Genomic DNA, 18,864 nt, shown 5'->3' on the forward strand with positions numbered 1-18,864 from the left:
GTCGGCTAAGCGGTACGGAACGGGCGGGCGCGGTTCGTCGTCGGACCGCTCCGGGCCAGCCGGAGGCCGATCTCGACCATCGTCCAGCCGATCCGGGTGCGCAGGCGGGTCCGGGGGAGGCGGAACTCGCTTGCCTCGTGCCGGAGTTCGGCGACCCGGGTGGCGTGCAGGGCGAGATGGATGTCGGCGTGCGGGTCGGCGTGCATGAGTAATTCCCTTCGTACCGTCGGCTGGTGGAGTGCGCTGCTCATGCGGAGGGCCGGGGGAAGGTGTGCAGATGGGTCCGCACGACCGCCGAACCCTCGGTGTCCTCCGGGACGCGGTCCCGGTAGCTCTCCACGACGGCGTGGAGCTTCTCGGACAGCTCCTGCGCCAGCTCGGGAGTGAGGCGGAGCTTGAAGTCGCTGATGTCCCAGCTCCGCTGCCACTCCTGCGGCCACTCGTCCATCGTGCCGAGCCAGGTGTTCATCTCCTGGGCGTGGGTCGTGGCCGTCTCGTGCAGGACGACGTCGATGGCCCCGCGTACCTCCGGGTCGGCGTGCGTCCGGAAGTCGGAGGTCTCGAACATCGTTCCGTCGTGCACCGACCGCCACCACCGCTCCCGGCCCTTGCCCAGCTCCGGAGCGTCCTCGACCAGCCCGCTCTCCGCCAGTTGGCGCAGGTGGTAGCTGGTCGCGCCACTGGACTCGCCCAGCCGCTCGCCCAGCCCGGAGGCGGTGGCGGGGCCGAACTCCCGCAGGGCGTTGAGCAGTCGGATCCGCAGGGGGTGCGCGAGGGTGCGCAGCGTACGGGCGTTGATGTTGTGGATGTTCCGGTCGCCGACAGGGGCAGGGGTGGTCCGGCCGGGCTCGTTCTCCGTCATGGTCCGACCGTAGGCTTGCAAAGAATGCTTTGCAAGCTATTTTTTGCAACGACTTCTTTGTAACTCGCCCCGCCCCCTCACCCCTCCTCGATGAACCCCTCCGCCACCAGCCACTCCTTCGCCACCTCGTGCGGGTCCTCCCCGTCCACGTCCACCTTCGCGTTCAGCGTCTGCGCGACCTCGGTCGTCAGCTTCTTCGTCAGCGGGGCCAGCAGCTCCGCGATCACCGGGTACTTCTCGAAGGTCGCCAGGTGGACGACCGGGGAGGCGTTGTAGTTGGGGAAGAAGTCCTTGTCGTCCTCCAGCACGTCCAGGTTCATCGCCTTGATCCGGCCGTCGGTGGTGAACACCTCGCCCAGCAGGCAGGAGTCGGACCCGGAGACCTGGGTGTAGATGATCCCCGCGTCCATCTTCTGGATGTTGGCGGCCGGGATCTTCATCCCGTACCGCTTCTCCATGCCGGGCAGCCCGTCGTCCCGTGAGGCGAACTCGTTCTCCACGCAGATCGTCACCGCGCCCGGGTCCTTCTTCGCCAGCGCCGCCACGTCCGAGAGGGTCTTCAGCTTGTACTTGGCGTTGTTCTTCTTGCTGATGGCCAGCGCGTACGTGTTGTCGAGCGGGGCCGGTGGCAGCCAGACCACCCCGTTGCCCTTGTCCTCGTCCCGTACCGCCTCGTACTGCTCCTGCGGGTCGACGATGGGGTCCGCGTGGCCGAGGAAGGTGATCCAGCCGGTGCCGGTGTAGTCCCACTGCGCGTCGGCGTCGCCGTTGATGATGGCCTCGCGGGCGCTGATCGAACCCGGCAGGTTCGTCCGGTCCAGGACCTCCGCCCCGGCCGCCTTGAAGACCAGGCCGGTCATCTGGCCGAGGATGATGTTCTCGCTGAAGTTCTTCGAGGTCACCGTCAGCGTGGCGCCCTTCAGCGGCTCGCCCTGCCCGACCGACCCGGGCGACACGTCGTCCACCATCGGCGAACCGCTCTTGAGCCCGCAGCCGCCCACCAGCAGCACCAAGGACACGGCCGCCAGGGCCCCGCGCCGGATACCGTACGTCACCGTCCTCACCGCTCCTCCAGCCCGCGCGGCGTCAGCGCCAGTTCGGCCAGCGAGGCCAGCCAGTCCACCAGCAGCGCCAGCACCACCGTCAGCACCGAGCCGATGATCAGCACCGGCATCCGCTGCGTCTGGATCCCCGAGGTGATCAGGTCGCCCAGCCCGCCGCCCCCGCCGAACGTGGCCAGCGTCGCCGTACCCACGTTCAGGACCAGTGCCGTACGCACCCCCGCCAGGATCAGCGGCACCGCCAGCGGCAGCTCGACCTTCAGCAGCACACCCCGCCCGGACATCCCCATCCCGCGCGCCGCCTCGATCATGTTCGGCTCGATCGCGCGCAGACCCGCCACCGTGTTGGAGAGCACCGGCAGCACCGCGTAGATCACGATGCCGATGATCGCCGTACGCGGGCCGATGCCCAGCCAGATCACCAGCAGCGCCAGCAGGCCGATCGCCGGGGTCGCCTGGCCGATGTTGGCCAGCGCGGTGAACGCCGGGGCGGCCTTCCGCAGCCGCCGCCGGGTCAGCGCGATGCCGAGCGGGATCGCGATGATCAGCACCCAGAAGGTGGAGATCGCCGTCAGCCGCACGTGCTGCCACCAGCGCAGTTGGACGTTTCCGCCGGAGAGGGAGTTCTCCGCGATCGAGTCCAGATGGATGTTGGTGATCCAGATGTACGTGACGACCAGGATGACGGCGAGCACCGCCGGCAGGAGCACCAGCTTCCGCCAGGTGATCCGGCGCTGCGGCGCGGCCGGGGCGGGGGAGGGGTCGCTCTCCTCGTCGTGGAACGCGTGGCCCTTGACGTCGTGCTCGCCCGGCGGCCGGGTCGGAGTGGCCGGGCCCTTGCCGGAGCCGGACTGATGGCTGGGGCTCATACTCCGCCGCCACCCCCCTCCAGCTCCTGCTCGGTCTGGTGGACGCGCTGCTCCGCCAGCTCGTGCTGGTGCTCCATCGCGGTCAGCCGGTCGGCCTCCAGCAGCTCCTGCACGTTGTCCATCAGCGTCTTCATGTCGACGACCCCGATGAACTCACCGCGCCGCCCGGTCACCGCGACCCGCCCCCCGCTGTCCGTCAGCACCGCCTCCAGCGCGTCGTGCAGCGTGGCGTCCCGGGTCACCGTGTCGTGCACCAACTGCCCGGCCCGCGCCAGCGAACCGCGCGCCCGCATCAGGTCACCGCGCCGCAGCCATTTGTACGGGCGGTTCTGCCGGTCCAGCATCAGCAGCTCGTTGTGCGGGCCGTTGCGCAGCTTGTTGAAGATCGCCTGGAGCGGGTCCTCGACCGTCACCGTCGGGAACTCCGCGATGCCCACATCCCGTACGCGGGTGAGGTTGAGCCGCTTGAGGGCCGCGCCCGCACCGACGAAGCCCGAGACGAAGTCGTCCGTCGGGTTGGTGAGGATCGCCTCGGGGGTGTCGAACTGCGCGATGTGCGACCGCTCCCGCAGTACGGCGATCCGGTCGCCCAGCTTGATCGCCTCGTCGAAGTCGTGGGTGACGAACACGATCGTCTTGTGCAGCTCGTGCTGGAGCCGGATCAGCTCGTCCTGGAGGTGGTCGCGGGTGATCGGGTCGACGGCCCCGAACGGCTCGTCCATCAGGAGTACGGGAGGGTCGGCGGCCAGCGCCCGCGCCACCCCCACCCGCTGCTGCTGGCCCCCGGAGAGCTGGCGCGGATAGCGGCCGTGGAACTCGCGCGGGTCCAGGCCCACCAGGTCGAGCATCTCCTCCACCCGGTCCTTCACCCGGGACTTGGACCAGCCGACCATCTTCGGGACCAGGGCGATGTTGTCGGCGACCGTCATGTGCGGGAAGAGGCCGGAGGACTGGATCGCGTACCCGATCTTGCGGCGCAGCTTCACCGGGTCGATGTCGGTGACGTCCTCGTCGCCGATCCGGATGCGGCCCGAGGTCGGCTCGATCAGCCGGTTGATCATCTTCAGCGTGGTGGACTTCCCGCAGCCGGACGGGCCGACGAAGATCACCGTCTCACCGGCCTTGATCTCCATGGAGACGTTCTCGACGGCCGGGTTCGGGCTGCCCGGGTACCGCTTGGTCAGGTTCTCCAGCTCGATCGTGGCCCCGGAGGTGGCCGCGGCCCCGTCCGCCGAAGCCACAGCGCCGGTCTCGGTCTCGGTCTCAGGCACGGATCCCCCTCGGGATGGTCAGCCGCCCCAGCAGGACGTACGCGGCGTCGAAGAGCAGGGCGAGGACGACGATGCCGAGCGTGCCCGCCAGGACCTGGTTGATCGCGTTGGCGCTGCCCAGCGAGGCGATGCCCCGGAAGATCTCGTTGCCGAGGCCGGGCCCGGAGGCGTACGCGGCGATGGCGGCGATCCCCATCAGCATCTGGGTCGCGACCCGGATCCCGGTCAGGATCGGCGGCCAGGCCAGCGGCAGCTCCACCCGGCAGAGCCGGGCCACCCGGGACATCCCGATGCCCGTCGCCGCGTCGACCAGCGCCGGATCGACGCCCCGCAGCCCCACGATGGAGTTCCGGACGATGGGCAGCAGCCCGTACAGCGTCAGCGTGATCACGGTCGGCGCGACGCCCAGCCCCACCAGCGGGATCAGCAGGCCGATCGCGGCGAGCGAGGGGATGGTGAGGATCGTCGCCGTGGAGGTGATCGCCAGCGAGCCGCCCCAGCCGCTGCGGTAGCTCACCACGCCGATCACCACACCCAGCACGGTGGCGATGACCATGCACTGGAAGACCGCGCTGACGTGCTGGAACGCATCCGTCAGGAGCTGCTGGTGGCGGGTGTTCAGATACTCCCAGAAGCTCACACGGCACTCCCTCGGCCCGGGCCTGCCGCGTGGGTCAGGCGCTAGTCCCGCTGGTCGGTGTCCTGGGCCGCCTGTTCCACCAGCGGGATGATCCGCAGCGGAACCGGGTTCTCCATGACGATCGCCGTGGAGGCCCGGACAATGCCATCAAATCCGACAACCCGGTCGATCACTCGCTGAAGATCGGCGTTGGAACGGGCCACCAGGCGGCAGAACATGTCCCCGTGCCCGGTGGTGGTGTGCAGCTCCAGCACCTCCGGTACGCCGCCCAAATGGGCCCGTACGTCGGCCCCTTGCCCCTGCTTGATCTCCAGCGTCGCGAACGCGGTGACCGGATACCCGAGCGCCGCCGGGTCCACGTCCGGCCCGAACCCCCGGATGACGCCATTCGACTGAAGGCGGTCCAGCCGCGCCTGTACGGTCCCGCGCGCCACGCCGAGCCGCCGGGATGCTTCGAGGACGCCGATGCGCGGCTCCCGCGCGAGCAGCACGATGAGCCGGCCGTCCAGATGATCGATCGCCATGAGCCCGCCTCCGGTGGTCACCCTGTACGGATAGTCCGGCCATCATGGCGAGCCACTGCACACATTGACCAGTGATTGCGCGAACTATTGCGCACCTTGCGATGCGGGGAGAGCCTTCGAACATGACTGAGACTCTGCACACCAGCCCTGACACCGCCGCGCAGGCCGACCGCTTCCCGGTCAAGGGAATGGACGCGGTCGTCTTCGCCGTGGGCAACGCCAAGCAGGCCGCGCACTACTACTCGACCGCCTTCGGCATGAAGCTCGTGGCCTACTCCGGACCGGAGAACGGCAGCCGCGAGACCGCGAGTTACGTCCTCACCAACGGCGCCGCCCGCTTCGTCCTCACCTCCGTGATCAAGGCCTCCACCGAGTGGGGCACCTTCCTCGCCGACCACGTCGCCGAGCACGGTGACGGCGTCGTCGACCTCGCCATCGAGGTCCCGGACGCCCGCGCTGCCTACGCGTACGCCGTCGAGCACGGCGCCCGCGGTCTCACCGAGCCGCACGAGGTCAAGGACGAGCACGGCACCGTCGTCCTCGCCGCGATCGCCACCTACGGCAAGACCCGCCACACCCTGGTGGAGCGCTCCGGCTACGACGGCCCGTACCTCCCCGGCTTCACCGCGGCCTCGCCGATCGTGGAGCCGCCGGCCAAGCGGACCTTCCAGGCCATCGACCACTGCGTCGGCAACGTCGAGCTCGGCCGGATGAACGAGTGGGTCGGCTTCTACAACGAGGTCATGGGCTTCACCAACATGAAGGAGTTCGTGGGCGACGACATCGCCACCGAGTACTCCGCCCTGATGTCGAAGGTCGTCGCCGACGGCACGCTGAAGGTGAAGTTCCCGATCAACGAGCCGGCGATCGCGAAGAAGAAGTCGCAGATCGACGAGTACCTGGAGTTCTACGGCGGCGCCGGCGTCCAGCACATCGCGCTGGCCACCAACGACATCGTCGCAACGGTCCGCTCGATGCGCGCGGCCGGTGTGCAGTTCCTGGACACCCCCGACTCGTACTACGACACCCTCGGCGAGTGGGCCGGCGAGACCCGGGTGCCGGTCGATACCCTGCGCGAGCTGAAGATCCTGGTCGACCGCGACGAGGACGGCTACCTGCTGCAGATCTTCACCAAGCCGGTCCAGGACCGCCCGACCGTCTTCTTCGAGATGATCGAGCGCCACGGCTCCATGGGCTTCGGCAAGGGCAACTTCAAGGCCCTGTTCGAGGCGATCGAGCGCGAGCAGGAGAAGCGCGGCAACCTCTGAGCCCGGTCCTTCCGCGGATACCTGCGCCACCGCGGCCCGGGGCAGCACCCCGGACCGCGGTGGCGTACGCCGTTCCCCGGTCAAGGGTTACGGCGTCTTCGACTCAAGGGTTACGGAGACTTCGACGCGCCGGCCTCCACCGCCGCCGGGCTGCTCGGGGCCGCCTTCGACGGGGCCGGGGCCGTCTGGGAGGGCGCCGGCGCCGGGGCCTCCGGCTCGGGGGACTCCCGCTTCGGCTCCTTCTTCGGCTCGGGCTTCGGCTCGGGCTTCGACTCCGGCCTGGCGTCCCGCTTCGGCTCCTGCGACGGGGCCGGAGCCGGAGGCGGGGGCGGCGGCTGCATGTCCCCCGGCCCGCCCGGCGGCGGCTCCCCGAGCGTCTCCAGCGCCTCCCGGGCCTTCGGCGCGTCCAGCGGCGAGAAGGCCGGGTTGGTGCGCAGCGCCTCCTCCAGATGGCGGCGGGCCGGACCGTACTGCGCCAGCTCCCGTTCGATCACGCCCAGGTGGTACGCGTACGAGGCGTTCCGCACGCCCGTGTCCACCGCCTGCCGCGCGTACTCCAGGCCCTCCTCCGACTTGCCCGCCCGGTGCAGCGCCCAGCCCAGCGCGTCCGCCACCGCCGCACTGCGGTGCTGCTTCCTCCACTGGCCGCGCAGCAGCTCCACCGCCACCGCCGGGTCCCCGTGGTCGCTCTCGTAGCGGGCCTGGACCACGGACTCGTCGACCCCGGCCGCCTTGGCCTGCTCCAGCAGCTCGCCCAGCTTCTCGTACTGGCTCCGCGCGTCACCGTCGAGGTCCAGGGACGCGTACAGCTCGCCCAGTTCGAGGGCGTACGCCGGGCGCGGGAGCTTGGTGAGGGCACTCTGGTACGCGGACACCGCCTCGTCCGCGCGGTCCAGCGCCACCAGCGCCCGGGCCTTGCCCGCGAGCGAGGCGTGGTGGCCGGCGTCCGTGCGCAGCGCCGCGTCGAACTGCGCCACCGCCTCCTCCGGCTCGCCCCGCTCCCAGGCCAGCTCGCCCAGCCGGTGCAGCGCCTCGGCCTTCTCGGCGGGCGTCGTCGCCCGGTCCGCGGCCTCGCGGGCGGTGGCGAGCGCGTCCTCGCGCCAGCCCTGGCCCCGGTAGAGGTCGGCGGTCCGGGCCAGCGCGGGGACGCCCTTGCGCAGCTCGCCGAACTTCTCCGTCGCCGCGGTCGCCGCCTTGACGTCCCCGAGACCGGTGTAGGCGTCGATGAGGACCGGGTACACGCTCCAGGTCTTCGGGTCCTGCTTCCGTACCGTCTCGCCCCATCGCTTCGCCGCCAGGAAGTCGTGCCGGGCGTTGGCCAGCGCCGCCATCCCCACCCACGCCTCCCCGTTCCCGCGCTCACCCGGCCGCTCCTCCAGCGACCGCTTCAGCGCCTCCTCCGCGCGTCCGAAGTACGCCGCGTCCGCCGAGCGCCGCCCCCACTCCACGTACGCCGAACCGAGCGTCGCCCACGACGGCGCGTCCTTCGGATGCGCCTCCACCCACTGCTGCCGGTCCCCGATCAGCGCGGTCAGGTCCGAGAGGGAGGCGGGCGAACCCGCGGTCGACGCCGCCTCGGCCCGCTCCACCGGACCCGGCTCCTTCGCCCGGTCGTCCTTCCCGTCCGGCACAGCCACCAGCGCCCCGGCCAGCAGCACCCCCGCCGCCAGCGCCCCGAACGCGGCCCGGCGCAGGGTCGTCCGCAGCGTGGGCGGGGGAGGCGGTACGGCGGTGGCGCCGTCGGCTGGCATCACGTAAGGGGCGTGCGGATCGTGCTGGTCGTGCGGGTCCTGCGGGGCGTACGGATCGTGCTGGTCGTGCGGGGCGTGCTGGTCCTGCGGGGACGGCTCGGGCGGCCGGCGGGACTCGGGATCCTGCTGGGGCATGACATCCATGGCCATCACTGTGCGTCAGTCATACGAGCACACCGCCCCTTCGGGATCGCCCCCGCCGACGGGTTCACACCATTGGCCCCCGAGTGCCAGGCTGGAACCATGAGCGATCTTCTCGAACGCCTGCGCACGGGCCTCCCCGCCGAGGCCCTGATCACCGATCCGGACGTCACCGCGTCCTACGCCCACGACATGGCGAGCTTCTGCGAGGCCGGCACCCCGGCCGTCGTCGTGCTCCCGCGCACGGTCGAGCAGGTCCAGCACGTCATGCGCACCGCCACCGAACTCCGCGTCCCGGTCGTCCCGCAGGGCGCCCGGACCGGCCTGTCCGGCGCGGCCAACGCCTCCGACGGCTGCATCGTGCTCTCCCTGGTGCGGATGGACCGGATCCTGGAGATCAGCCCGGTCGACCGGATCGCCGTCGTCGAGCCGGGCGTCATCAACGCGGTGCTGTCACGCGCGGTGAACGAACACGGCCTCTACTACCCGCCGGACCCCTCCAGTTGGGAGACGTGCACCATCGGCGGCAACATCGGCACGGCCTCCGGCGGTCTGTGCTGCGTGAAGTACGGGGTCACCGCCGAGTACGTCCTCGGACTGGAGGTCGTCCTCGCCGACGGGCGGCTCCTGACCACCGGCCGCCGAACGGCGAAGGGCGTCGCCGGATACGACCTGACCCGGCTCTTCGTCGGCTCCGAGGGCAGTCTCGGGATCGTCGTCAAGGCCGTCCTCGCCCTCAAACCGCAGCCGCCGCAGCAGCTCGTCCTGGCCGCCGAGTTCCCCTCGGCAGCCGCCGCCTGTGACGCTGTGTGCCGGATCATGGAGCGCGGTCACACCCCGTCACTCCTCGAACTGATGGACCGGACGACCGTGCGTGCCGTCAACAAGCTGGCCTCCATGGGACTGCCGGAGACCACCGAGGCGCTCCTCCTCTGCGGCTTCGACACCCCCGACCCGGCCGCCGACCTCGCCGCCGTCGGCGCGCTCTGCACGGCCGCCGGAGCCACCGAAGTGGTCCCGGCCGATAACCCGGCCGAGTCCGAACTCCTCCTCCAGGCCCGCCGGATGTCGCTCACCGCGCTGGAGGCCGTCACGTCCGCCACGATGATCGACGACGTCTGCGTACCGCGCTCACGGCTCGGCGAGATGCTCGCGGGCACGGCGGCCATCGCCGAGCGGTACGACCTCACCATCGGCGTCTGCTCCCACGCCGGCGACGGCAACACCCACCCCGTCGTCTGCTTCGACCACACCGACCCCGACGAGTCCCGCCGGGCCCGGGAGTCCTTCGACGCGATCATGGCGCTCGGTCTGGAGCTGGGCGGGACCATCACCGGCGAACACGGCGTCGGCGTCCTCAAGAAGGAGTGGCTCGCCCGCGAACTGGGCGAGACCGGTATCGAATTGCAGCGCGGTATCAAGGCCGCCTTCGACCCGCTCGGCCTCCTCAACCCCGGCAAGCTCTTCTGACACCCGCTGCTCACGGGGCCCTCACGCCCGCTCGTCACGGGGGCCCTCACGCCTCACCGTCCGAGGACGGCGACTCGTCCGCCGACCACGGGTCGCTCAGCCACAGGTCGTCCGCCGGCAGCGGGGCCAGCAGCTCCGCCAGCGCCTCGTCGATCCCGAGCCGGTCGCTCTCCGTGCCCGGCGGCACCACGCGCAGGGTCCGCTCCACCCAGGCGGCCACGGCGGCCGAGGGGACCTCAAGGAGGGCGTTGCCGTCGGGGGAGGTGAGGGCCACGCAGATCACGCTGCGGTTCTCGATCTTCGTCGGCCAGATCCGTACGTCCCCGTGCCCACAGGGCCGGAACACCCCTTCCACCAGCAGCTCCCGGGCGAACGTCCAGTGCACGGGGGCGTCGGAGGAGATGTGGAAGGCGATGTGCACGGCGTACGGGTCGTCCGTGCGGTACGTCAGCCGGGCGGGGACCGGGATGGACCGCTCGGGGGAGAGGACGAGCTTCAGCTCCAGCTCACGTTCCACGATGTTCATCATGAGAATGCACGACCTTCCGGTGCTCCTGGGCCGGTCCCGCTGACCGTCCCGCACAAGGAGAGAGCGCCCTCCCCGCCACCTATTACGCGACTTCTCAAAAAAACTTCGATCCGTCGCGAAAGTGGTCCCAAACAGGTGGACCGGCCCGGGGATACGTGGCGGTCTGATAGATGTGGACCCTTGTATGGAGGCCGTCCGCCCTCCCGGCGCCGTACGGCCTGAGGCCTCGAAGAGATACGGGACCCGCTGATGAGCGCGCCAACTCCGGCACCCGGTGACGACAGCCCCCGTGAGGGCTACTACCCCGACCCCTCCATCCCCGGGTACGTCCGGTACTGGAACGGCGGGGCCTGGGTGCCCGGAACGAGCCGGCCCGCGCCGCAGCAGCAGGCAGCGCCGGTGGAGGAGACCGGGCCGATCTTCTTCGACGAGGAGGACGGGCACCCGGACGGCTCGGGCGGTTCGGGCGGTTCGGGTGGAGCTGACGCCGGGGCCCAGGGCGAGGCCGGGTCCGTCTGGCAGGCGGACTCCGCGCGCCAGGCCGGCTTCGGCGGTGAGCGGGACCGCCGGGTCGCGTGGGGCGGCCCGGCCCCGGAGCCAGCCCCGGCCCCGGCCGACCCGCGCACGCCTCTCGCGCAGGACCCGACGCGCGGCGCGCTGCCGGGGATGCGGGACGGTGGCGGCGGGACGGTGGAGGAGGCCGGAGCGCGCCCGCCGACGGAGGGCACGGTCACGATCCGCGCGGTGGGCCCGCAGGCCGGTGCCGTACAGCCGAACGCCGTACGGGGGAGCGCCCCGCGCCCCGACCCCGTACCGCCGAACACCGGTACGCCGCAGGGGCCGCAGGGACTCCCGGCCGCTCCCGCCCCCGCCCAGTCCCTCCCGGTACCGGCCCCCGCGCCCGCCCCGCAGGAGGCGCGGCAGGGTCCGGTCCAGGTCCCCGCCGCCCCCGCCGTACCCACTCCGCTCACCCCGGGCCCCGGCGGCGGTTCGGCGTCCTGGGCGCAGCAGGTCCACCAACTGGCCCAGCCCGAACAGCAACAGCAGCAGCAACAGCAACAGCAGCAACCGGCACCCCAGCCCTTGCATCAGCAGCACCCCCACCCCCTGCCCCACCAGCACCAGCAGCCCCCCTTCGCACAGTCCGGGTCCGGGGCCGGGCCTGGGGCAGGGACGGCGGCAGCGGACCAGCCCGTCGTGCCCTGGAAGCCCCCGGCGGCCGACGACCCCTTCCAGCAGCTCGTCCGCGCCCAGGCGGCGGCCCGGCCCGCCGGGCTCGGCAAGCGGTTCGCCGCCCGGCTGGTGGACAACCTGGTGCTCTCCACGGTCGTCGGGGCGGTGGCCATCCCCCTGGCCACCCAGGCGATGGACCACATCGACCGGAAGATCACCGCGGCGGAGCAGACCGGCGAGACCGTCACCGTCTGGCTGCTGGACTCCACCACCGGGACGCTGCTCGGGGCCCTGATCGCGGCCTTCCTCGTGCTCGGCTTCCTCCTGGAGGCGCTGCCCACCGCCAAGTGGGGCCGGACGCTCGGAAAGAAGGTCTTCGGGCTCGACGTACGGGACATCGAGTCCCACGACGCGCCCTCCCTCGGAGCGGCCCTGCGCCGCTGGCTCGTCTACGGGGTGCTGGGACTCCTCGTCATCGGCGTGGCCAACGTGCTGTGGTGCCTGATCGACCGCCCCTGGCGCCAGTGCTGGCACGACAAGGCGGCCCGCACGTTCGTAGCCGGCTGAGCGGAGACAGGACCCGGCTGAGCGGAGACAGGACCCGGCTGAACGGGCTGGACCGGCTGAACGGGCGGCCCCCGGAGGCCAGCCGTAGACTCGTATGCCGCTCCGCGTCCCCCGAACGCACCTGAGCCGTTGCGGGCCCCGGTGGCACGGGATGCACTGCCCCCATGAGCAACGACCAGCCGACGCCCGGCCAGCCGCCCGAGGACGACGATCCGTTCCTCAAGAAGCCGCAGGAGCCCCCGCCGCCGTCAGACGGTCAGCCTCCGTCAGGCAGTCAGCCGCCGTACGGGAGCGCCCCGCCCCCTCCGCCGCCGCCCCCGCCGAACGACCCGTACGGAAGCGGCGGCGGTTTCGGGGCGCCGGACCCGCTGGCCGGGATGCCGCCGCTGGCCGAGCCGGGCAAGCGGATCCTGGCGCGGCTGATCGACTTCCTCATCATCTCGATCCCGCTGTACCTGATCTCGCTGCCGTGGGGCGGGGCGATCGATGTCGACGGGGACGGGGGCGACGGGTTCGACGGCGCCTACAGCGGCCACCAGTTCCTGTGGTCGTTCATCGGCCTGGTCGTCTACGTCGCGTACGACACCTACTTCACCCACAAGGACGGCCGGACCCTGGGCAAGCGGCTGCTGAAGCTGCGCGTGGCCATGCTCAACGACGGCCGGGTACCCGACACCGGGGCGGCGCTGATGCGGGCCGTCGTCCTGTGGGCTCCGGCGCTGCTGTGCTGCCCGTGCCTGTGGTGGCTGATCAACATCGTGCTGATGTTCACGGACAAGCCCTACCGGCAGGGGCTCCAGGACAAGGCGGCCAAGACCGTGGTGGTCACGGCCAGGTAGGAACACCAGGCATGCCGACAGCCGGGCGGGTACGGTACGTCGTTCCGCCCGGCTGCCGGAGGCGCGGCGGGACTCAGTGGCGCAGCGAGTGCTGCCGGTCCGTCTGCTGGTGCTGGTGCTGGTGCTGGGACGAGCGGGCGGCCGGCACCCGCTCCCGGGCGCCGAGGCCGTCCAGGGCGTGGTCCGTCCGGGCGGCGGAGGCGTGGGCGGTCCGGTGCGGGTGCGCCGTCCGGGCCGGGGCGGTCCGCCGGGGCTGGGGCAGGCGTACGGCCACCAGCAGGCCGAGCGCGAGCGCGGTGACGGCGGCGATGCCCACGCCGATGCCCGACTCCGTACCGGAGAGCAGCAGCAGGGCGAGGGTCGTACAGATGACGGTGGCCGAACCGTAGACGAGCTGTGCGGCAGTCGGACGCGGCATGGCGGTTTCCGTCCTCGGGACGTCGGATGGCTGGGCGGTCGGCACGTGCACACGGATGCCTTCCGACCTTACGACGGTGGATGCCCGACAGGGACCGGTAGTAAGCGTGACCTAACCCACGGTACCGGTGCACAGGGGGCGCACGGAGTCACGTCTCTCACCAACCGGACGGTGTGGCGCGCCCGTTGGCGGTGATCCTGTCCGCATATCGGGAAAGCGCTCCTGCATAGTGCACTTGGTCTGTTCAAGTCAAGGTCTGTCTTTTCTCTCGCAACTCCGATCGAATGTCGTCACTTGTGACGCGTTGCGCGCGCGGCCCTCTCCATACCCCCCTGGCCGCTGCGCGGACGCCCGGGGAGGACTGCAATCAAGTGACCAATCAGAGACGGGCGCTTCGCGCCGCTGCTGTTGTCGTGGCCATGGCCGCGACCGCCGCGACGGCCTCGACCTTCGCCACCGCCCAGGCGCATGACACCACGTCAGGTTCCGCCGCTTCCGCCGCTTCCGCCGCTCCCACCGTCGACCGCCATGACCCGGCGCCCGGCAAGGGACACGTGGAGCACAACCTCGAAGGCCCCTTCAGCGAGCAGCAGGCAGCGCAGCGGGAGGCCGCGCTGGAGCAGGTGCTCGCCGGGGACAAGAAGGTGACGACCAAGGCCGGTTCCAAGGTCGTCAAGCTCGGCAACAAGAAGTACGTCGAGCTCGGCCGGGAGAAGACCGACAAGATCTTCACCATCCTGCTGGAGTTCGGCGACAAGGTGGACGACACCACCCTGTTCGACCCGGACGGCGACGGCCCCAAGCCGCCCGTCAAGAAGTACGGCGGCACCCCCGGCCCGGCGCACAACGAGATCGCCAAGCCGGACCCGAAGAAGGACAACAGCACCGCCTGGAAGGCCGACTACAACCAGGAGCACTTCCAGAAGCTGTACTTCGGCGAGGGCAAGAACGTCCACTCGCTCAAGACCTACTACGAGAAGACCTCCTCGGGCCGCTACTCGGTCGAGGGCCAGGTCTCCGACTGGGTGAAGGTCGACTACAACGAGGCCCGTTACGGTTCCAACTACTGCGGCCAGTCCAACTGCGCCAACGTCTGGGACGCGGTCCGCGACGGTGTCAACGCCTGGGTCGCCGACCAGAAGGCCAAGGGCCGCACGGACGCGCAGATCAAGGCGAACCTGGCCGAGTACGACCAGTGGGACCGCTACGACTTCGACGGCGACGGCAACTTCAACGAGCCGGACGGCTACATCGACCACTTCCAGCTCGTCCACGCCGGTGAGGACGAGTCGGCCGGCGGCGGCGCCGAGGGCCCCAACGCCATCTGGGCGCACCGCTGGTACGCGTACGGCACCAACGCGGGCGCGACCGGCCCGGCCGGCAACAAGGCCGGCGGCGCGCAGATCGGTGGGACCGGCATCTGGGTCGGTGACTACACCGTGCAGCCCGAGAACGGCGGCCTGGGCGTCTTCGCCCACGAGTACGCCCACGACCTCGGCCTCCCGGACCTGTACGACACCTCCGGCGGCGGCGAGAACTCGGTCGGCTTCTGGTCCCTGATGTCGGCGGGCTCCTGGCTCGGCACCGGCAAGGGCGAGATCGGCAACCTGCCGGGCGACATGACCTCGTGGGACAAGCTCCAGCTCGGCTGGCTGGACTACGACAAGGCCAAGGCGGGCAAGACCTCGCTGCACAAGCTGGGTGTCTCGGAGTACAACACCAAGGACCCGCAGGCGCTCGTCGTCGAACTGCCGGCCAAGGCCGTCACCACCACCGTCGTCAAGCCCGCCCAGGGCACGAAGCAGTGGTGGAGCGACCGGGGCGACAACCTGTCGAACACGCTGACCCGCTCGGTCGACCTGACCGGCAAGTCCTCGGCCAAGCTGGACCTTTCGGGCTGGTACGACATCGAGGCCGACTACGACTACCTCTACACCGAGGTGTCCGACAACGGCGGCACGAGCTGGACCGCGCTCGACGGCACCGCCGACGGCAAGGCCATCCCGCGCGACGCCAGCGACAAGCCGGCCCTGACCGACGTCTCGGGCGCGTACAAGAAGCTCTCCTTCCCGCTGGACGCCTACGCGGGCAAGAAGGTCGACCTCCGCTTCCGGTACCAGACGGACGGCGGCGCGGGCGGCAAGGGCTTCGCGGCCGACGAGATCACCATCACCGCCGACGGCGCCACCCTCTTCTCGGACAACGCCGAGGACGGTGACAACGGCTGGACGGTGAAGGGCTTCTCGCGGATCGGCGAGTCGTTCACGCAGGACTACCCGCAGTACTACATCGCGGAGAACCGCCAGTACGTGTCGTACGACGAGACCCTCAAGGTCGGCCCGTACAACTTCGGCTTCTCCACCACCCGCCCCGACTGGGTCGAGCACTACGCGTACCAGAAGGGTCTGCTCGTCTGGCTCTGGGACACCTCCCAGAAGGACAACAACACCTCCGTCCACCCGGGCGAGGGTCTGATCCTGCCGGTCGACGCGCACGCCAAGCCGCTCAAGTGGAAGGACGGCTCGCTCCTGCGCAACAAGATCCAGCCGTTCGACGCCCCGTTCAGCTGGTACCCGAACAAGGGCTTCACGCTCCACAACGCGGACGTGCCGCTGAAGATCCAGCCCTCGCTGGGCAACCCGGTGTTCGACGACCGCAAGGGCACCTACTGGTACAAGGAGAACCCGACGGGCAGTGTCAAGGTTTCTGACACCAACACCCGCATCTCCATCCTCCTGGAGCCGGCCAGCGGCTCCTCGATGACCGTGCTGGTCAGCCCCTCGGGCCGATAATTCCATAGAATCGCAGGTCAGAGCATGATCGGCCGTCGCCCTCTAGCGGGCGGCGGCCGATCGTGTTTAGGTGCGTCTTGTTCACATTCTTATTGACACGACGTCTCACGGGGGAGTGCGGAGCATGGCAGGCGGAGGTTTCTGCAGGTTGCCGAACGGCACGGTGGTGGTGGCCCTCACCCTCACCAGACCGTGTGGCGGTACGAGTACGGGTACGGGTGCGGCTACGGGTACCGGGACGGGCCCGGGCGCCCCGGTACGGGTGCTGGTCCACGCGGCGAACCGGGCGCGCGCCCTGACCAGGCTGCGCAATCTGGGGCTGCGGGCGGTGTACCTGCGCGGCAACGACCGGCCGCCCACACCGGACGAGATCACGGCGGTGCTGCACCACCCGGACGGCCTGCTGTGGCGGGCGGCGCCCCAGGCGGGCCAGGAGCTGTGGCACCCGATCAGAGCCCTGCTGGGCCCGGCGGGCCACGCCGGCCCCGCCCGCCCGGCGGCGTAGGGGCCGTGGGGAGCTCCTGGGCTCCCTAGGCCACGACCGGCTTCCCGGAGAGCTTCACGCCCGCCGTCCGGAGCTCGTCCAGGGCCTTCTCGGTGGTCGCCGGCGAGACCCCGGCGGTCAGGTCGAGCAGCACCTGGGTGACGAAGCCCTCACGGGCCGCGTCCAGGGCGGTGGCCCGTACGCAGTGGTCGGTGGCGATGCCCACCACGTCGACCTCGGTGACGGACCGCTCACGCAGCCACGCGGCGAGACCGGTCCCGTTCTCGTCGGCGCCCTCGAAACCGCTGTACGCGGCCGAGTAGGCACCCTTGTCGAAGACGGTGTCGATGGCCCCGGAGGCGACGGCGGGCGCGAAGTTCGGGTGGAACCCGACGCCCTCGGTCCCGGCGACGCAGTGCACCGGCCAGGAGTCCACGAAGTCCGGCGTCTCGGAGAAGTGGTCACCGGGGTCCACGTGGCAGTCCCGGGTGGCCACCACGTGCCGGTAGCCGGGCTGGGCCTCACCGATGAGATCGGTGATGGCGGCGGCGACATCGGCACCACCCGCCACCGCGAGGCTGCCGCCCTCGCAGAAGTCGTTCTGAACGTCCACGACGATCAATGCGCGGTGCATGGCGGGTGTCCTTAGGTGGGGAGAGGGGGGAGCGGCGATATTCCAACGTTCACGGGGATGCCAACGAGCGTAGAGACTAGGCCCTGACAATCAACCCCTACCCACTCCAGCCCGTCCGGGGGCCACCCCAGCCCGTCCGGCGTTTGAGGACGGAACCGACGCGGCGAGGCTCCCGCACCTTCCGAGGCCCCAGGGCCTCACACGTACTCCGTCCCGATCACCGGCTCGCCCCGAGACAACTGCATCGCCGACATCGGCAGCCCACCCCGGGCCACCACATGCCGCTCCCGAGCCGCCTCCAACGGCTCCCGCGCGACCACCTCCCCACCCCGCACCAGCTCCACCAGCAGCTCCCGCCCCACGAGCCCCTCCGGCACCGCCCCGGTCCCGATCACCTCGGCCTCGGCGACCCCGCCCTCGTCCACCCGGCGCGCGGCCCACTTGCGACCCCCCACCGACGACTTCGCCCCCATCGACTTCTTCGCCACCGGCACCAGCGGAGCATCCGCACCCGCATCGGCCGCCCCACCGGCCCGAGCCACCAGCTTGTAGACCATCGAACACGTCGGGTGCCCGCTCCCGGTGACCAACTGCGTCCCGACCCCGTACGCGTCCACCGGCGCCGCCGCCAGCGAGGCGATCGCGTACTCGTCCAGGTCCGACGTCACCACGATCTTCGTGCCCGTCGCCCCCAGCTCGTCCAACTGCTGCCGCACCCGGTGCGCGACCAGCAGCAGGTCGCCCGAGTCGATCCGTACGGCCCCGAGCTCCGGCCCCGCGATCTCCACCGCCGCCCGCACCGCCTCGGTCACGTCGTACGTGTCCACCAGCAGCGTCGTCCCGCGCCCCAGCGAGTCCACCTGCGCCCGGAACGCGTCCCGCTCGCTGTCGTGCAGCAGCGTGAAGGCGTGCGCGCTGGTGCCGACCGTCGGGATCCCGTACCGGAACCCGGCCGCCAGATCCGACGTGGCGTCGAACCCGCCGACGTACGCCGCTCGCGCCGAGGCCACCGCCGACAGCTCGTGCGTCCGCCGCGCCCCCATCTCGATCAGCCGGCGCCCCCCGGCCGCCGCCGACATGCGCGAGGCGGCCGCCGCGATCGCGGAGTCGTGGTTGAGGATGGAGAGGATCACCGTCTCCAGCAGCACGCACTCGGCGAAGGACCCTTCCACCCGCAGGACCGGCGAGCCCGGGAAGTACACCTCGCCCTCCGGGTAGCCCCAGATGTCGCCGCTGAAGCGGTAGCCCGCCAGCCATTCGAGGGTCGGCTCGTCCACGATGTCCTGCTGGCGCAGGAAGCCGATCATCTCGTCGTCGAAGTGGAAGTTCTCCACCGCGTCCAGCACCCGCCCGGTGCCCGCGACGACCCCGTACCGCCGCCCCTCGGGCAGCCGGCGGGTGAACGCCTCGAAGACCGAGTGCCGGCCGGCGGTGCCCGCCTTGAGGGCCGCCTGCACCATGGTCAGCTCGTACTGGTCGGTGAAGAGCGCGGTCGACGGAACGCCGACCCGTCGCCCGAGGTCCGCTGAGTTCATGGCAGGGATGCTACCCTCTATTCGTCAAAGTGACGA

At 70.8% G+C, this 18,864-nt stretch carries 18 protein-coding genes; 6 read left to right on the forward strand and 12 right to left on the reverse strand.

The genetic code is table 11. The features are described from left to right. Positions 1 to 5: 5 nt before the first annotated feature. The 7 genes from ACFWRT_RS05175 to ACFWRT_RS05205 form a co-directional block, all read right to left on the reverse strand. The gene (locus tag ACFWRT_RS05175) at positions 6 to 206 is read right to left on the reverse strand and encodes a hypothetical protein (protein ID WP_380950784.1); all 201 of its coding nucleotides are present in this window, start codon (positions 204 to 206) and stop codon (positions 6 to 8) included. Positions 207 to 247: 41 nt separating this feature from the next. After that, entirely contained in the window at positions 248 to 862 is a 615-nt protein-coding gene (locus ACFWRT_RS05180; protein WP_380950782.1) for an ArsR/SmtB family transcription factor, read from the reverse strand. Between the two features lie 77 nt (positions 863 to 939). After that, the gene (locus ACFWRT_RS05185; protein ID WP_380950860.1) at positions 940 to 1,830 is read right to left on the reverse strand and encodes a glycine betaine ABC transporter substrate-binding protein; all 891 of its coding nucleotides are present in this window, start codon (positions 1,828 to 1,830) and stop codon (positions 940 to 942) included. Between the two features lie 92 nt (positions 1,831 to 1,922). Further along, complete coding sequence (locus ACFWRT_RS05190) at positions 1,923 to 2,792, reverse strand: ABC transporter permease (protein WP_380950780.1); 870 nt, start codon at positions 2,790 to 2,792, stop codon at positions 1,923 to 1,925. Then, entirely contained in the window at positions 2,789 to 4,063 is a 1,275-nt protein-coding gene (locus ACFWRT_RS05195) for a betaine/proline/choline family ABC transporter ATP-binding protein (protein ID WP_380950778.1), read from the reverse strand. The genes ACFWRT_RS05190 and ACFWRT_RS05195 overlap by 4 nt, the downstream gene beginning before the upstream one ends. After that, positions 4,056 to 4,703, reverse strand: coding sequence for an ABC transporter permease (locus ACFWRT_RS05200; protein WP_018512361.1), 648 nt, complete (start codon positions 4,701 to 4,703; stop codon positions 4,056 to 4,058). The genes ACFWRT_RS05195 and ACFWRT_RS05200 overlap by 8 nt, the downstream gene beginning before the upstream one ends. A gap of 41 nt (positions 4,704 to 4,744) precedes the next feature. Then, a complete protein-coding gene (locus ACFWRT_RS05205) occupies positions 4,745 to 5,227 on the reverse strand; it encodes an Lrp/AsnC family transcriptional regulator (protein WP_380950776.1) in 483 nt (160 codons plus the stop codon). A gap of 122 nt (positions 5,228 to 5,349) precedes the next feature. Between ACFWRT_RS05205 and hppD the strand changes: the two genes are divergently transcribed. Beyond that, positions 5,350 to 6,495: a 4-hydroxyphenylpyruvate dioxygenase gene (gene hppD / locus ACFWRT_RS05210; protein WP_380950775.1), complete on the forward strand. Its 1,146-nt coding sequence runs from the start codon at positions 5,350 to 5,352 to the stop codon at positions 6,493 to 6,495. A 110-nt stretch (positions 6,496 to 6,605) separates the two neighbouring features. On the opposite strand, the gene ACFWRT_RS05215 is transcribed toward hppD, so the two are convergent. Continuing rightward, positions 6,606 to 8,396 (reverse strand): tetratricopeptide repeat protein, encoded by a 1,791-nt coding sequence (locus ACFWRT_RS05215; RefSeq protein ID WP_380950774.1) that lies wholly within the window; start codon positions 8,394 to 8,396, stop codon positions 6,606 to 6,608. Between the two features lie 93 nt (positions 8,397 to 8,489). Here ACFWRT_RS05215 and ACFWRT_RS05220 point away from each other — a divergent pair, with 93 nt between their 5' ends. Continuing rightward, positions 8,490 to 9,857, forward strand: coding sequence for an FAD-binding oxidoreductase (locus ACFWRT_RS05220; protein ID WP_380950773.1), 1,368 nt, complete (start codon positions 8,490 to 8,492; stop codon positions 9,855 to 9,857). Between the two features lie 46 nt (positions 9,858 to 9,903). On the opposite strand, the gene ACFWRT_RS05225 is transcribed toward ACFWRT_RS05220, so the two are convergent. Beyond that, positions 9,904 to 10,386, reverse strand: a complete 483-nt coding sequence (locus ACFWRT_RS05225; RefSeq protein WP_380950772.1) for an SsgA family sporulation/cell division regulator — start codon at positions 10,384 to 10,386, stop codon at positions 9,904 to 9,906. A 249-nt stretch (positions 10,387 to 10,635) separates the two neighbouring features. On the opposite strand from ACFWRT_RS05225, the gene ACFWRT_RS05230 reads away from it, so the two are divergent. Together ACFWRT_RS05230 and ACFWRT_RS05235 are read left to right on the forward strand one after the other, a co-directional pair. Then, on the forward strand, positions 10,636 to 12,126 hold the full coding sequence (locus ACFWRT_RS05230; protein WP_380950771.1) for an RDD family protein: 1,491 nt from the start codon (positions 10,636 to 10,638) through the stop codon (positions 12,124 to 12,126). Between the two features lie 164 nt (positions 12,127 to 12,290). Continuing rightward, a complete protein-coding gene (locus ACFWRT_RS05235; protein WP_380950769.1) occupies positions 12,291 to 12,965 on the forward strand; it encodes an RDD family protein in 675 nt (224 codons plus the stop codon). A 73-nt stretch (positions 12,966 to 13,038) separates the two neighbouring features. Here ACFWRT_RS05235 and ACFWRT_RS05240 read toward each other — a convergent pair whose 3' ends face one another. Further along, on the reverse strand, positions 13,039 to 13,383 hold the full coding sequence (locus ACFWRT_RS05240) for a hypothetical protein (protein ID WP_380950768.1): 345 nt from the start codon (positions 13,381 to 13,383) through the stop codon (positions 13,039 to 13,041). A 371-nt stretch (positions 13,384 to 13,754) separates the two neighbouring features. Here ACFWRT_RS05240 and ACFWRT_RS05245 point away from each other — a divergent pair, with 371 nt between their 5' ends. Beyond that, the gene (locus ACFWRT_RS05245) at positions 13,755 to 16,175 is read left to right on the forward strand and encodes an immune inhibitor A domain-containing protein (protein WP_380950767.1); all 2,421 of its coding nucleotides are present in this window, start codon (positions 13,755 to 13,757) and stop codon (positions 16,173 to 16,175) included. 124 nt (positions 16,176 to 16,299) lie between these two features. After that, entirely contained in the window at positions 16,300 to 16,680 is a 381-nt protein-coding gene (locus ACFWRT_RS05250) for a hypothetical protein (protein WP_380950766.1), read from the forward strand. Positions 16,681 to 16,705: 25 nt separating this feature from the next. Here ACFWRT_RS05250 and ACFWRT_RS05255 read toward each other — a convergent pair whose 3' ends face one another. Continuing rightward, positions 16,706 to 17,293 carry an isochorismatase family protein gene (locus ACFWRT_RS05255; protein ID WP_380950765.1) on the reverse strand — a complete coding sequence of 196 codons (588 nt, stop codon included), beginning with the start codon at positions 17,291 to 17,293 and terminating at the stop codon, positions 16,706 to 16,708. A gap of 197 nt (positions 17,294 to 17,490) precedes the next feature. Further along, a complete protein-coding gene (locus ACFWRT_RS05260) occupies positions 17,491 to 18,828 on the reverse strand; it encodes a nicotinate phosphoribosyltransferase (protein WP_380950764.1) in 1,338 nt (445 codons plus the stop codon). Positions 18,829 to 18,864 lie beyond the last annotated feature (36 nt).

Source organism: Streptomyces cyaneofuscatus, from assembly GCF_042718795.1.
In the GTDB taxonomy this organism is placed as follows: Bacteria; Actinomycetota; Actinomycetes; order Streptomycetales; family Streptomycetaceae; genus Streptomyces; species Streptomyces cyaneofuscatus_A.

What these genes read in the sequence shown, in the direction of transcription:
- ACFWRT_RS05175 (WP_380950784.1), bottom strand. Translation starts at nt 206, where the DNA reads ATGCACGCCGACCCGCACGCCGACATCCATCTCGCCCTGCACGCCACC.
- ACFWRT_RS05180 (WP_380950782.1), bottom strand. Translation starts at nt 862, where the DNA reads ATGACGGAGAACGAGCCCGGCCGGACCACCCCTGCCCCTGTCGGCGAC.
- ACFWRT_RS05185 (WP_380950860.1), bottom strand. Translation starts at nt 1,830, where the DNA reads ATGGTGGACGACGTGTCGCCCGGGTCGGTCGGGCAGGGCGAGCCGCTG.
- ACFWRT_RS05190 (WP_380950780.1), bottom strand. Translation starts at nt 2,792, where the DNA reads ATGAGCCCCAGCCATCAGTCCGGCTCCGGCAAGGGCCCGGCCACTCCG.
- ACFWRT_RS05205 (WP_380950776.1), bottom strand. Translation starts at nt 5,227, where the DNA reads ATGGCGATCGATCATCTGGACGGCCGGCTCATCGTGCTGCTCGCGCGG.
- hppD (WP_380950775.1), top strand. Translation starts at nt 5,350, where the DNA reads ATGACTGAGACTCTGCACACCAGCCCTGACACCGCCGCGCAGGCCGAC.
- ACFWRT_RS05215 (WP_380950774.1), bottom strand. Translation starts at nt 8,396, where the DNA reads ATGGCCATGGATGTCATGCCCCAGCAGGATCCCGAGTCCCGCCGGCCG.
- ACFWRT_RS05220 (WP_380950773.1), top strand. Translation starts at nt 8,490, where the DNA reads ATGAGCGATCTTCTCGAACGCCTGCGCACGGGCCTCCCCGCCGAGGCC.
- ACFWRT_RS05225 (WP_380950772.1), bottom strand. Translation starts at nt 10,386, where the DNA reads ATGATGAACATCGTGGAACGTGAGCTGGAGCTGAAGCTCGTCCTCTCC.
- ACFWRT_RS05230 (WP_380950771.1), top strand. Translation starts at nt 10,636, where the DNA reads ATGAGCGCGCCAACTCCGGCACCCGGTGACGACAGCCCCCGTGAGGGC.
- ACFWRT_RS05235 (WP_380950769.1), top strand. Translation starts at nt 12,291, where the DNA reads ATGAGCAACGACCAGCCGACGCCCGGCCAGCCGCCCGAGGACGACGAT.
- ACFWRT_RS05240 (WP_380950768.1), bottom strand. Translation starts at nt 13,383, where the DNA reads ATGCCGCGTCCGACTGCCGCACAGCTCGTCTACGGTTCGGCCACCGTC.
- ACFWRT_RS05250 (WP_380950766.1), top strand. Translation starts at nt 16,300, where the DNA reads ATGGCAGGCGGAGGTTTCTGCAGGTTGCCGAACGGCACGGTGGTGGTG.
- ACFWRT_RS05255 (WP_380950765.1), bottom strand. Translation starts at nt 17,293, where the DNA reads ATGCACCGCGCATTGATCGTCGTGGACGTTCAGAACGACTTCTGCGAG.
- ACFWRT_RS05260 (WP_380950764.1), bottom strand. Translation starts at nt 18,828, where the DNA reads ATGAACTCAGCGGACCTCGGGCGACGGGTCGGCGTTCCGTCGACCGCG.